At 62.1% G+C, this 12,216-nt stretch carries 13 protein-coding genes; 6 read left to right on the forward strand and 7 right to left on the reverse strand.

What is annotated here, in order from left to right:
• Positions 1 to 3 precede the first annotated feature (3 nt).
• Together RTP54_RS01975 and RTP54_RS01980 are read left to right on the forward strand one after the other, a co-directional pair.
• On the forward strand, positions 4 to 1,083 hold the full coding sequence (locus RTP54_RS01975) for a trifunctional transcriptional activator/DNA repair protein Ada/methylated-DNA--[protein]-cysteine S-methyltransferase (RefSeq protein WP_312360527.1): 1,080 nt from the start codon (positions 4 to 6) through the stop codon (positions 1,081 to 1,083).
• Positions 1,080 to 1,847, forward strand: a complete 768-nt coding sequence (locus tag RTP54_RS01980; protein WP_112816536.1) for an isocitrate lyase/phosphoenolpyruvate mutase family protein — start codon at positions 1,080 to 1,082, stop codon at positions 1,845 to 1,847. The genes RTP54_RS01975 and RTP54_RS01980 overlap by 4 nt, the downstream gene beginning before the upstream one ends.
• A 75-nt stretch (positions 1,848 to 1,922) precedes the next feature.
• Here the strand turns inward: RTP54_RS01980 and argB are convergent, their stop codons facing one another.
• A complete protein-coding gene (gene argB, locus RTP54_RS01985) occupies positions 1,923 to 2,810 on the reverse strand; it encodes an acetylglutamate kinase (protein ID WP_112809057.1) in 888 nt (295 codons plus the stop codon).
• A gap of 156 nt (positions 2,811 to 2,966) precedes the next feature.
• Between argB and RTP54_RS01990 the strand changes: the two genes are divergently transcribed.
• The 4 genes from RTP54_RS01990 (at position 2,967) to msrB (ending at position 5,755) form a co-directional block, all read left to right on the forward strand.
• A complete protein-coding gene (locus RTP54_RS01990; RefSeq protein ID WP_112809468.1) occupies positions 2,967 to 3,506 on the forward strand; it encodes a sigma-70 family RNA polymerase sigma factor in 540 nt (179 codons plus the stop codon).
• A complete protein-coding gene (locus RTP54_RS01995) occupies positions 3,503 to 4,225 on the forward strand; it encodes an anti-sigma factor domain-containing protein (RefSeq protein ID WP_312360534.1) in 723 nt (240 codons plus the stop codon). The genes RTP54_RS01990 and RTP54_RS01995 overlap by 4 nt, the downstream gene beginning before the upstream one ends.
• 162 nt (positions 4,226 to 4,387) lie before the next feature.
• Positions 4,388 to 4,945 carry a fasciclin domain-containing protein gene (locus tag RTP54_RS02000; protein ID WP_112809055.1) on the forward strand — a complete coding sequence of 186 codons (558 nt, stop codon included), beginning with the start codon at positions 4,388 to 4,390 and terminating at the stop codon, positions 4,943 to 4,945.
• Between the two features lie 309 nt (positions 4,946 to 5,254).
• Positions 5,255 to 5,755, forward strand: coding sequence for a peptide-methionine (R)-S-oxide reductase MsrB (msrB, locus tag RTP54_RS02005; RefSeq protein ID WP_312363132.1), 501 nt, complete (start codon positions 5,255 to 5,257; stop codon positions 5,753 to 5,755).
• Between the two features lie 88 nt (positions 5,756 to 5,843).
• Here the strand turns inward: msrB and RTP54_RS02010 are convergent, their stop codons facing one another.
• The 6 genes from RTP54_RS02010 to rpmH form a co-directional block, all read right to left on the reverse strand.
• Positions 5,844 to 7,550 (reverse strand): flagellin, encoded by a 1,707-nt coding sequence (locus RTP54_RS02010; protein ID WP_312360536.1) that lies wholly within the window; start codon positions 7,548 to 7,550, stop codon positions 5,844 to 5,846.
• Between the two features lie 432 nt (positions 7,551 to 7,982).
• Entirely contained in the window at positions 7,983 to 8,522 is a 540-nt protein-coding gene (locus tag RTP54_RS02015) for a DUF1269 domain-containing protein (protein WP_112809052.1), read from the reverse strand.
• Between the two features lie 218 nt (positions 8,523 to 8,740).
• Entirely contained in the window at positions 8,741 to 9,394 is a 654-nt protein-coding gene (yihA, locus tag RTP54_RS02020) for a ribosome biogenesis GTP-binding protein YihA/YsxC (protein ID WP_312360539.1), read from the reverse strand.
• A gap of 192 nt (positions 9,395 to 9,586) precedes the next feature.
• The gene (gene yidC, locus RTP54_RS02025; protein WP_312360541.1) at positions 9,587 to 11,374 is read right to left on the reverse strand and encodes a membrane protein insertase YidC; all 1,788 of its coding nucleotides are present in this window, start codon (positions 11,372 to 11,374) and stop codon (positions 9,587 to 9,589) included.
• Positions 11,374 to 11,760, reverse strand: a complete 387-nt coding sequence (rnpA, locus tag RTP54_RS02030; protein WP_112809049.1) for a ribonuclease P protein component — start codon at positions 11,758 to 11,760, stop codon at positions 11,374 to 11,376. Before rnpA ends, yidC begins: the two co-directional genes overlap by 1 nt.
• Positions 11,761 to 11,792: 32 nt before the next feature.
• Positions 11,793 to 11,927, reverse strand: a complete 135-nt coding sequence (rpmH, locus tag RTP54_RS02035) for a 50S ribosomal protein L34 (protein ID WP_077502936.1) — start codon at positions 11,925 to 11,927, stop codon at positions 11,793 to 11,795.
• Positions 11,928 to 12,216: the final 289 nt, after the last annotated feature.

Below are 12,216 nucleotides of genomic sequence, written 5' to 3' on the forward strand. Positions count from 1 at the left end.
GCCATGTTGTTCGATCTTCCTTCCGATGAAACGCTTTACGACGCCTTGATGGCGCGAAGTACCGAATACGAAGGCTCAGCCTTCGTCTGCGTCAAGACGACAGGCGTCTTCTGCCGCCTGTCTTGCCCAGCCCGCAAGCCGAAGCGGGAAAACACGATTTTCGTCGGCTCGATCGGCACCTGCCTGGAAACGGGGTTCCGTCCCTGCCAGCGCTGTCGGCCGCTCGCCACCTTCGGTGCCAAGGATCCGCTGGTTCAAGAGCTGCTGCAGGCGCTGGAAGCAGCGCCTGAGCGGCGCTGGAGCGAGGATGATATCGTGCGCCGCGGGCTCGATCCGTCGACTGTCCGGCGGGCGTTCAAACGCAATCTCGGCATCACCTTTCTCGATCTGGCGCGGTATCGCCGCCTGGGGCTTGCCGCCCGCCAGCTCGCCGGCGGAGGACGCGTGATCGACGCCCAGCTCGAAGCCGGTTACGAATCGCCGAGCGGCTTTCGCGCCGCCTTCCAGCGATTGCTCGGCGACGCGCCGGCCGCCGCTTTGGGACGGGAGCTGCTCTCCTTCGATTGGCTCGAGACGCCGATCGGCCCCATGGTCGCGATCGGCGACGCCACACATCTGCATCTGCTCGAGTTCCATGATCGCAAAGCTTTGCCGACCGAACTCACGGCGCTGAAGCGAGCGACACGATCGGCGATCGTGCCCGGAAGGACGGCGCCGATCGACAGGATTGAAGGCGAGTTGAAGGCCTATTTTGCGGGCGATATGGGCGCATTCCAAACGCCGCTTGCGCCCGGCGGAACGCCTTTCGAGCGCAACGTCTGGGAGAAGCTTGTTAAAATTCCCGCCGGCCGGACGCGCTCCTATGGTGACATTGCCCGCGAGGTCGCTACGATCCAGTCCGCGCGTGCCGTGGCCCATGCCAACGGATCCAACCGGATCGCCATCGTCATACCCTGCCACCGTTGCCTCGGCGCTGACGGTTCGCTCACGGGTTACGGTGGCGGGCTGTGGCGGAAACAGTGGTTGTTGCGGCACGAGGCGAAAGCGAAACCTGAAAGCCCGTTCGTGGAGGAAACGCAATGAACCAGAAGGAAAAGGCGCTCGCCTTTGCCGCCCTGCATAAAAAGGGCGATCCGGTGGTGCTCTACAACATCTGGGATGCCGGCAGCGCCAAGGCGGTCGCCGAGGCTGGCGCCAGGGCGCTCGCCACCGGCAGCTGGTCGATTGCCGCGGCCCATGGCTTCGGCGATGGCGAGAAGGTGCCGCTGGCGCTACTGACCGATATTGCCCGGCTGATCGTGGTCTCCAGCGAATTGCCAGTAACGGTCGATTTCGAGGGCGCCTATTCCGACGATCCGGCAACGGGGGCGGCCAATGTCTCGCAGCTGATCGACGCCGGCGCCATCGGCATCAATTTCGAGGATCAGGTCGTTGGAAAATCGGGCGTGCATGCGCTCGAAAAGCAGGTTGCCCGCATCCGGGCGATCCGTGAAATGGCGGACCGCCGCGGCGTGCCGTTCTTCATCAATGCCCGCACCGACCTGTTCCTGCAGGCAAGCGATGTGGCCCACCACGCCGGCCTCGTTGACGAGGCGATCGCGCGCGGAGAGGCTTTTGCCGAAGCCGGTGCCAGCGGCTTCTTCGTGCCTTGGCTGGTCGACGCGGATTTGATCGCCAAGGTTTGCGCCGCCTCGAGCCTGCCGGTCAACGTGATGATGCGGCCGGGCGCGCCGGAGAAGACGGCGCTGGCAGCAGCCGGGGTCGCGCGCATCAGCTACGGGCCGTTCCCTTATCGCACGATGATGGAAAAGCTGAAGCAGGACGCCGTTGCCGTCTATCAAGGCTGAGCATGGGCCAAAATGAAAACGGGACACGAGCCGAGGGCCGTGTCCCGTTTTTTATGTCTTCCCGCTTGCTGTCGCTCAGGGAACGATCAGCGTGCCCGCACCGCGCTCGGTGAAGATTTCGAGCAGAACCGAATGGGCGGTCTTGCCGTTGAGGATGACAACACCCTGCACGCCGGCCTTGATCGCGTCGATGCAGGTCTCGACCTTGGGGATCATGCCGCCGGAGATCGTGCCGTCGGCGATCAGGGCACGGGCCTGGGCGACGGACAGCTCCTTGATCAACTTGCCGTCCTTGTCGAGCACGCCGGGCACGTCGGTCAGGAACAACAGGCGCGTGGCGTTGAGCGCACCGGCGATGGCTCCGGCGAAGGTGTCGGCATTGATGTTGTAGGTGTGGCCGTCGCGGCCGGGTGCGACCGGCGCGATAACCGGGATCATCTCCGAGCGGGCCAGCAGGTCGATCAGCGTGCGGTCGACTTCGACCACTTCGCCGACGAAGCCGAGATCGAGCACGCGCTCGATGTTGCTATCCGGATCCTTGATGGTCTTGCGGGCCTTTTCGGCAAAGACCATGTTGCCGTCCTTGCCGCAGAGGCCGATCGCCCATTCCCCGGTCTGGTTGATGAGGGCGACGATCTCCTTGTTGATCGAGCCGGCGAGCACCATCTCGACGATCTCGACGGTCTTTTCGTCGGTGACGCGCAGGCCGCCTTCGAATTTCGATTCGATACCCATCTTCGTCAGCATCGCGCCGATCTGCGGACCGCCGCCGTGTACGACGATCGGGTTGACGCCCGACTGCTTCAACAGGGCGATGTCGCTGGCAAAGGCGCGGCCGAGTTCGGCATTGCCCATGGCGTGGCCGCCATATTTCACGACGATCGTCTTGTTCTCGTAGCGCTGCATGTAGGGCAGGGCCTGGGTGAGCAGGCGTGCCTGGATTTCACTTTCATTGGCGGACATGGCGGACCCTCGAAAAATACCGGCTGCTGTGTAACGCATGTTTCCCGTCGATGGAATGATCGGCGCGCAACATAAAACAGCAATGACGATGTGTGCTGGCCGAGGTTGATTTGTGCGCTATGTTCTTCGCCAGATAGGCATCGGGTCGGGATGGCAATGATCGACGAGGAAATTTCCGGACTGCTCGGCCGTGTTTCGCTGAGGGACCAAGCGGCCTTTGCCGAACTCTACCGACAGACCAGCCCGAAACTTTTCGCCATTTGCCTGCGTATTCTCAGGGACCGGGGCGAAGCGGAAGAGGCGCTGCAGGAAATCTACGTCAGAATCTGGCAGCACGCCGAGCGTTTTTCTGCGGGACAATCGACGCCGATGGCCTGGCTGGCCGCGATTGCGCGCAACCGCGCCATCGATCTCATCCGGGCACGCAAACCCGTCGCCAACGCGATTGACGAAGCCTATGATTTGGCTGATCCTGCTGCCGATCCGGAAAAATCGGCAGTGGTAAGAGCGGAGGGCAGACGGATCGATGCGTGCATGGGCGAGCTCGAAGAAGACCGGGCAAACGCCGTGCGGCGCGCCTATGTCGAGGGTCTGAGCTATCAGGAGCTGGCCGAGATATATGCCGTGCCGCTGAACACGATGCGAACCTGGTTGAGGCGCAGCCTGTTGAAGCTGAGAGAGTGCATGGAGCGATGACAGCGTCCACCCCAGACAAAGGAGATTTTCGCCGCGACGAGGTGATCGCCGGGGAATATGTGCTGGGCGTTCTGTCTGCCGACGACCGTCGCAAGGTCGAGGCTCGCCTTGCATCGGATCGCAATTTCGCCGCCATGGTCACGCGCTGGCAGAACAACCTTTCTACCTTCGACGAAGCCTATGATCCCGTTGCGCCACCGGCCCGCATCTTTGCCGCGATCGAGCGCAGGCTGTTCGAAACGGCGCCGTCCGCCGCCGCCCCGGCGCGGCCGGGTCTCTGGCAATCTCTCGCCCTCTGGCGGGGCCTGGCGCTCGCCTCGCTCGCAGCCGTCGCGATGATGGGTGCGTCGATGGCGGGGCTGTTTGCGCCGCCGTCGGGCGGCCGGCCGCTTGTCGCCGAAATGGCCGGCAAGGGCATCTCCGTCGATCTCGTCGCCCGTTTCGATCGCGGGACCGGCCATCTCCTCGTCACACCCGTTGCAGCGCGGCAGGCCGAGGAGAAGTCGCTGGAACTCTGGCTCATTAACGGCGACAACCCGGCGATATCCCTTGGCGTTCTGCCTCAGAGCGGTGAGGGCGAAATTATCATCGCCCCGGCGATGCGCGGAAAATTTGCGCCGGGATCGGTGCTCGCCGTCAGCGTCGAGCCTTCAGGCGGCTCGCCGACCGGATCGGCAACCGGCCCGATCATCGCGCTCGGCAAGGCGCGCGACCTCTAGGCCCTGCGGCACTCGTGGCCTGTCCCCGGCAATCTGAAATTTTCTGAAACTCTTTTTCCCGAGCGTCCGTTGCTTGTCATGTTCCCGAAGAAGGGAACGGCAGTTTCAACGAGGCGGCATGGGTGTCGTCTCCTGACAGGTTCAACAGGAAGGAAGACCACGATGTTCACCTCCGGGCTCCGTTCGTTCACAGCCATCGCCATACTGGCCGCATCTGCAGCCATCGCCCACGCCGAAAATCCGAAGGTCGGTGGTGCGGCGATGTTTGCAGACAAGAACATTGTCGAAAACGCCGTCAATTCGAAGGATCACACCACGCTGGTCGCAGCCGTCAAGGCTGCCGGGCTGGTCGAGACGCTCGAGGGCAAGGGGCCGTTCACGGTGTTCGCCCCGACGAACGAGGCCTTCGACGCCTTGCCTGCCGGCACGGTCGACACGCTGCTGAAGCCGGAAAACAAGGACAAGCTGACCAAGGTCCTGACCTGCCATGTCGTCTCCGCCGATGCGATGTCTTCGGCAATCGCCAAGATGGTCAAGGACGATGGCGGCGAGCATGACGTCAAGACCGTCGGCGGCTGCATTCTGAAGGCCAAGGACGACGGCGGCAAGATCACGCTCACCGACGAGACCGGCGGCACGGCAACCGTCACGATCGCCGACGTCAAGCAGTCCAACGGCGTGATCCACGTGATCGACAAGGTGCTGCTGCCCAAGGGCTGAGCTTTTTCTTCCTCCGGATCGTCGCGGTAGCAGGCGATCCGTCGCCGGAGATCTCATGGCTCCGGTTATCTGCCACCGGTCGTTCGCGATCGGTGGCCTTTTCGATCGGGTGGCTTCACGCCGCTTTGATCGGTGTTGTTTTGCCGCTCCAATACCCAGCGTCTATCGTGCGGCCTGGCAGCATCGAGGGCATTGCAGCAAGTGTGCGAGCCAAACGCGACCGGAAGCGCTCTATATCTTTGTTTTTTCTGCATTTCCTGAAGGAAAGCCGTCTTTTTCCTTTCCTGGAAATGCTCTCGGGAGGGTTCGATCTTGAACCGGAGGAACTTTCTGATCTACGGCGGAACGCTGAGCGTGATCGCGATCGCGGCCGCAAAGGGCTTTTCGTGGCCGGCGCAGGCTGCGTCGGCCGAGACCTTCGAGATTAAGAAGACCGATGCCGAATGGCAGGCGATCCTGACGGACGAGCAGTATCGGATCCTGCGCCACGAGGACACCGAGCGTCCGTTCTCAAGCGCGCTCAACACCGAAAAGCGCAAGGGCACCTTCCAATGCGCAGGCTGCGCACTGCCTGTCTATTCGTCCGAGGCCAAGTATGACAGCGGCACCGGTTGGCCGAGCTTCTGGCAATCCATACCCGGTGCCGTGGCAACGCGTCAGGACAATTCGCTGTTCATGTCCCGCACCGAATGCCACTGCCGGCGCTGCGGTGGCCATCTCGGCCACGTCTTCGACGACGGCCCGGCCCCAACCGGCAAGCGCCATTGCATCAACGGCTTTGCCATGACCTTCGCGCCGGCAAGCGCCTAGCGGCGGTAGCTGCGGGCGGAGATGCGCCCGCAGGAAAGGATGGCCGGGAGACGCGTCTGAGAGCCGTCCCGGCGCGCCCTTAAATCAATCATTGCCGAAACAGGCTGAGGATGTTCTGGGCGTTGGTGTTGGCGATCGACAGGCTCTGGATCGCGATCTGCTCCTGGCTCTGGATGGCCTTCAGCCTGGTCGACGCCTCGTTCATATCGGCATCGACGAGCCGCCCGACCCCGCTGCTGATCGTCTGCAGCAGGGTCTTGGTAAAGTCGGACTGCAGGTCGACGCGGGCCTTGACCGAGCCGAGAATGGCCGCGCCGTTCACCACCTTCTTCAGCATGCCCTCGATGCCGTTCAGATAGTTTGTCAGATCGGCGCCGGGTGCGGCGATATCGACGTCGAGAATGTTGAAATCGGGCAGATATCCGAAATTGTCGATGACGCTGTCAAACCGGACGAAGGAGCGTACTCCCATTTCCCGGTCGGCGCGCGGCTCGACCGAGAGCGAGTATGTGCTGCCGGCGCTGGACCAGACCACCCCGGTCCCGGCGGTTGCCGCCTGCAGCAGCGTCACCATGTCAGCGGCCGTCGTCACCTTGCCGTCGGTCGTGCCAAGCGTGGCGTCCACCATCGCGCGGTCGATGCCCACGGTTCTGCGGGGCTCGCCATTCACCTGGTAGGAAAATTCGAACAGCGCTTCCTGATGAACGCGGAAGGCGGAAAAGTTGAACGACGTGGTGGCGTAGCCACCATCATTGGTCATCAGAACGTTATCGATGCCGAGCATTCCGCCGATCGATGCGCCGCCCGTCCAATTCGAGAGCGCAACGCTCGACCCGACATGGCCGACACTTTCCGTGGTGGTGAATTGCAGGTCGCCTCCGGCGACGTTTAGCGAGACCGGTACGCTGGCGTTGGTGAGCGCTGCCTGGACGATGGCGCGCCACTGGCCGACATTCGTCACCTTGCCATCGCTGGTGCCGAGAACGGTGTCGACGAGCGCGCGATCGATTGTGACCGGGAATGTCTGGCCGCCCGAATTGACGCTGGCGTCGAGCGTCAGATCGAAACTTATCTGATCAGCTGCCGCGAACTCAGCGGGGCCGACGAAGTCCACGCGTTGCCAGCCGAGGCTGGCGGTGACGTCGCGCACCTGGTTGCGCAGGCCGCCGATCATGCCGAGGCCGCGTTCGTCCACCTGCAGCGCGCCGCCACCGGCAGCATTGAACAGCGACACGAATGCGAGGTCGACGTCCGTGGTCTTGATGGCAACGCCGGCGTCGTTTCGCACGAACGACGACACCAGTGAAACGTTGCTCAACGCCGTATCGTAGATGTCGGAGATTTCAGTTGTCAGCCAGTTCTGGCCATTGAAGCTTGCCGACGACGCGATCGACGAAAGCTGCAGTTTCAACTGATCGAGTTCCTTCTGGACTTTTGCCTTGTCGACGCCCGGCTCCGTCGCGGCAACGATCTTGGCCTTGAACTCGCTGAGCACGTCGACTGCGGCCTTCATCCCGGTATAGGCCACATCCACCTTCGCGGCACTGAGGCCGAGCGTGTCCGATACCGTTGCGATGGCCTTGCCATCCGACTTCATGGTCGTTGAAATCGACCAGTATGCCGCATTGTCGGCGGCGGACCGCACCCGCAGGCCGGAGCCGATCTGCTGTTGCGTTTCGGAGAGTGAAGAACCAATGTTTCTTAGGGTTTGGAGCGCAATTGTTGCTCCCGCATTCGTATGGATGCTGGACATATTAGGCCATCTTAAAATTGAGTTTTGCACGTCATGTGCCATTGAGGTTGTGTCATTGAAATCATGACGTGGTTAACAATGCCTCAATGAAAATCGATAAGCGGTAAGCCGAGGCTAACTTTCCTCCAGGCTCAGTTCGCTCGGGGTCGGAGATAGTCCTGCGGAAACGCAAGCACTGGGCGTGAAAGATCGGCGCCAGCCGGCAGACGGCGTCAATGCCGACCGACCGCTGTCGAGCCCGCGGGTTACCGTCGCGCCAGCAGCAATGACCACCGGGACCCGGGAACGTAAAGAAAATGGATGGGTGCCACATCTCTGCTGAGGATGCGCCTCGGGTTCCAGCCGTCAGTGTGGCGAGGCCGTCGAGGAATGGCCGCTGACCGCAGCGGCCATGTTGCCGCGTTCACCTGACGATCGGTCGTGGTGGCGGGCGGTCCTGCGGGCTGCGATGCCGCGCCCGCAGGCAGATCCGGTTCAGAACGTTCCGGCTTGCGGTGAGGGCGCTTGTGCGTCGGAGAGTGCCGCCTGCAGCTTCTGTTCCTGTTCCGGCGAAAGCGACGTCTTCAGGACGCGACCGCGCAGGCCGGAGAATTCGGCCAGAACCTTTTCCGGCTGCACCTTGCGCACCAGGATGAACAGCGCCGAAGAGTTGTTCGGAATGGTGTTGCCGAGCGATTTGATGAAGTCGTCGTCGATGCCGTAGTCGGTCAGCGAACCGGAGAGCGCGCCCGCGCCGGCGCCAAGCGCCCCGCCGATGGCAAAGCCGGCAAGCGGATTGAGGAACAGCAGCCCGACAAGCCCGCCCCAGATCGAGCCGGACAACAGCCCGGAGGTCGCGCCGATGGCGGTCAGGTTGAGGCTCTGCTTCAGGTGGACCTTGCCTTCCGCGTCGCGCACGACGACGACGGCGTCCTCGAGATCGATCAGATATTCCTTCTTGAGACCGGCGAGCTTGACCAGAACCTTGTCAGCCTCTTCGGGTGTATCGAATCCCACAACGATCAAATCGGACATGTGTCTCTCCTATCCTTGACGCCGTCGCGCAAGGAAACGCGCGACCGCACGCCAGAGATAGAGCGGTTTGCATGTCAGGGTAGTGACGCAGATCAAAGACTTTCGGCCGCGGCCCGCCGCCGACGAGGCGCCGGCCCGGTGGCGGCGCATCGCATGGCCGCATCAACCCCCAAATGGGTGCGCGGAACGACGGAATGGGATGCGACGGGCGCGCGCGCTCAGCGCGAGAGCGCAAGCTCGATGGTCGCGCGCAACTCGTCGATGCCTTCGCCCTTTTCCGACGACGTGGAAAGGACTTCCGGAAAGGCTGCCGGGTGCTTCTTGATCTTCTCGAGCGTCTCGGCAATCAGCCGCGGTACGGCCGGCGCCTTGATCTTGTCCGTCTTGGTCAGGATGATCTGGTAGGAGACGGCGGCCTTGTCGAGCAGCGACAGCACGTCCTCGTCGTTCTTCTTGATGCCGTGGCGGGAGTCGATCAGCACGTAGACGCGCTTCAGGGTCGCGCGTCCGCGCAGATAGTCGAACACCAGCTTGGTCCAGGCATCCACCTGTTCCTTCGGCGCCTGGGCGTAGCCGTAGCCGGGCATGTCGACCAGCGCCATCGGCGGCAGGTCGCCTGCCTCGCCGGAAAAGCCGTCCGGTACGAAGTAGTTGAGTTCCTGGGTGCGCCCGGGGGTGTTGGACGTGCGTGCCAGACCCTTCTGGCCCACCAGCGCATTGATCAGCGACGACTTGCCGACATTGGAGCGACCGGCAAACGCGATTTCCGTCGGGCCTTCCGGCGGCAGGAACTTCATCGCCGGCACGCCGCGAATGAAAATCCACGGCCGGCCGAACAGCGGCTTGTCGTCTTTTGTCTTGGGGTCGGCCATCGGTCTTCATTCCTTCGTCAAGGTTGGCTTTGGCTTTGCGGTTTTGTCCGGCGATGTCAAGCTTTCGGCGTGGCTCGGTTGAGCGACCGGCCGGATTTGCCGGCGCTGGATGTCGACGCCGCATACCCCAAGACCAAAGAAAAACCCCGGACCGTGCGATCCGGGGTTTGGTAAAGGCTCCGTCTGCCGGCGTTATTCCGCCGGCTTGGGTTTCTTCGAGAACAGGTTCTTCAGATTGTCGAACAGTTCGATCTTCACGCCCTGGCGCTTCATGATGATCGACTGCTGCAGCACCGAAAGCGTGTTGTTCCAGGCCCAGTAGATCACCAGACCGGCCGGGAACGAGGCCAGCATGAAGGTGAAGACAACGGGCATCCAGGTGAACAGCATCGCCTGGGTCGGATCTGGCGGCGTCGGGTTCATGCGCATCTGCACGAACATGGTGATGCCCATGATGATCGGCCAGACACCGAGGTGCAGGAACGATGGTGCATCGAACGGCAGGAGGCCGAAGAGGTTGAAGATCGTCGTCGGATCCGGCGCGGAAAGGTCGTGGATCCAGCCGAAGAACGGTGCGTGGCGCATTTCGATGGTGATGTAGATCACCTTGTAGAGCGCAAAGAACACCGGGATCTGGATCAGGATCGGCCAGCAGCCGGCGAGCGGATTGATCTTCTCGTCCTTGTAGAGCTGCATCATCGCCTGTTGCAGCGCCATGCGGTCGTCGCCGAACTTCTTCTTCAGTTCTTCCATCTTCGGCTGAACCTTCTTCATGTTCGCCATCGAAGCGTACTGCTTGTTGGCGAGCGGGAAGAACAGGAGCTTGACGGCGATCGTGGTCGTCAGGATCGCGATGCCGAAGTTGCCGAACAGACGGAAGAAGAAATCCATCATTTTGAACATCGGCTTGGTGATGAAGTAGAACCAGCCCCAGTCGATCAACTTGTCGAAGTTGGGAATGGAGTAAGCCGCCTCGTAGTTGTCGACGACGGGAACTTCCTTGGCGCCGGCGAATACAAGGTTCTTGAGTTCCGAGGACTGTCCTGCGGCAATCGTGATGGCATCGCTCTTGTAGTCGCTCTGGTAGCGGGCGCGGCCGTCGGTGAAGTGCGAGAAACGGGTTTCGTAAGGGGTTGCCTGCGGCGGTACGACCGCTGCAGCCCAGTACTTGTCGGTGATGCCGAGCCAGCCGCCGGTCGCCTTGCCGGGCTGGATTGCCTTGTCGTCCTCGATCTTGGAGTAGCCGACTTCCTGCAGGCCATGCTCGCCGATGACGCCGATGAAGCCTTCATGCAGAACGTAGACGCTCGGTGTCGTCGGCTTGTTGAAGCGCGTGACACGACCATAGGACGACAGCGAGACCGGCTCGGCGGTCGTGTTCTTGATGCTGTCGACCACCTCGAACATGTAGCGGTCGTCGATCGTGATCGTGCGGTTGAAGGTGATGCCCTTCTCGTTGGTGAAGCTCAGCGTCACCGGTGTCGAAGGCGTCAGCTTGTCGCCCCCCGCAAGCGTCCAGACGGTCTGCGGGCCGGGCACGCTGCCGCTTGCCGCATCGCCGACATAACCAATTTCGGTGAAGTAACCGTCAGTGGTTTCGGCCGGGCTCAACAGGGTGATGATCGGGCTCTGCTTGTTGACGGTCTCGTGGTAGGCCTTGAGCTTGAGATCGTCGAAGCGCGCGCCGGTCAGGTTGATGGAGCCGGAAACCGCAGGCGTGTCGATCACGACGCGGGCAGACTTGGCCAGTGCCTGGTCGCGGTTTTCACCCGTGCCGGGAACCGTGCCGCCAGGCAGAGCCTGACCCGTTGCCGGCTGCTGCGCCGTTGCGCCGGGCTGCGACTGGGCCTGCTGGGCCTGCAGCGCTTCCGCAGCGATGCGTTCCTTTTCAATCTTCGGATTGACGTAAAGGAACTGCCAGGCGACGAGGATCAGCACGGACAGGCCAATCGCCACGAAATAGTTGCGGTTTTTTTCCATCATTGTTTCCTGGAACCGGCCGGCGGCCGCTTCTGTTTCGGCTTGTTTTCGATGCGCTCGCCGAGCCCCCGGGTCAAGGCGTCGAAGGGGGCGTTCAGCAGATCGCGTCGGGCGACAATCACATAGTCGTGTCCGGGTTTCATTGCAAACCCGGCGGAAAGCCGCACCGCCTCTTTCAGGCGTCGGCGCATCCGGTTTCGCTCGACGGCATTGCCGTGTTTCTTGGTGACGGTGAAGCCGACGCGGGCTTCGCCGTCCGGATCGTTGCGGTCGAGCACTTCGAGGAGAAACAAGGGGCCTCTACGGCTTTCTCCTGCCCGAACGGCCAAAAACTGCGGACGGCTTTTCAGCCGCCCGACAGTCTTTTTGTCTTTATCTGACGTCATGTGCCCGGACACTGGTTTCGGGCAACTTCGGCTTAAGCCGACAGACGCTTGCGGCCACGCGCCCGGCGGGCTGCGAGGACCTTCTGGCCACCAGCGGTGGACATGCGTGCACGGAAGCCGTGACGACGCTTGCGAACAAGCTTGGACGGTTGGTAAGTACGCTTCATTTATTTTAATACCGCGGTGTGCGGCCCTTCTTGGGTTTGCATGTAGCAAGGAGCGTTTACGTTCCAGACATAGCTCCGCCTGTCGGGCAGGCAGGCTTGGCCGGACGTGGGCGGCTTATAAAGGCAAATTTCACGGAAAGTCAATCAGCCAGGCCTGTTCGCGGGGCAAAAGTGATCGGGTGCTGATGTCGCACGTGCCATCGATCGCCTGCGCAGGCGCCGCGGCGCGCTATCCGATCTCGGTAAACAGAGCACTAACGGGCTCTCCCCAGAATGCCGGATGTCCACC

The organism is Ensifer sp. (genome assembly GCF_031989085.1).
Lineage (GTDB): Bacteria > Pseudomonadota > Alphaproteobacteria > Rhizobiales > Rhizobiaceae > Ensifer.

Coding starts and splice junctions, on each gene's coding strand:
- RTP54_RS01975 (WP_312360527.1), top strand. CDS start 4: ATGTTGTTCGATCTTCCTTCCGATGAAACGCTTTACGACGCCTTGATG.
- RTP54_RS01980 (WP_112816536.1), top strand. CDS start 1,080: ATGAACCAGAAGGAAAAGGCGCTCGCCTTTGCCGCCCTGCATAAAAAG.
- argB (WP_112809057.1), bottom strand. CDS start 2,810: ATGTCCGCCAATGAAAGTGAAATCCAGGCACGCCTGCTCACCCAGGCC.
- RTP54_RS01990 (WP_112809468.1), top strand. CDS start 2,967: ATGATCGACGAGGAAATTTCCGGACTGCTCGGCCGTGTTTCGCTGAGG.
- RTP54_RS01995 (WP_312360534.1), top strand. CDS start 3,503: ATGACAGCGTCCACCCCAGACAAAGGAGATTTTCGCCGCGACGAGGTG.
- RTP54_RS02000 (WP_112809055.1), top strand. CDS start 4,388: ATGTTCACCTCCGGGCTCCGTTCGTTCACAGCCATCGCCATACTGGCC.
- RTP54_RS02010 (WP_312360536.1), bottom strand. CDS start 7,550: ATGGCACATGACGTGCAAAACTCAATTTTAAGATGGCCTAATATGTCC.
- RTP54_RS02015 (WP_112809052.1), bottom strand. CDS start 8,522: ATGTCCGATTTGATCGTTGTGGGATTCGATACACCCGAAGAGGCTGAC.
- yihA (WP_312360539.1), bottom strand. CDS start 9,394: ATGGCCGACCCCAAGACAAAAGACGACAAGCCGCTGTTCGGCCGGCCG.
- yidC (WP_312360541.1), bottom strand. CDS start 11,374: ATGGAAAAAAACCGCAACTATTTCGTGGCGATTGGCCTGTCCGTGCTG.
- rnpA (WP_112809049.1), bottom strand. CDS start 11,760: ATGACGTCAGATAAAGACAAAAAGACTGTCGGGCGGCTGAAAAGCCGT.
- rpmH (WP_077502936.1), bottom strand. CDS start 11,927: ATGAAGCGTACTTACCAACCGTCCAAGCTTGTTCGCAAGCGTCGTCAC.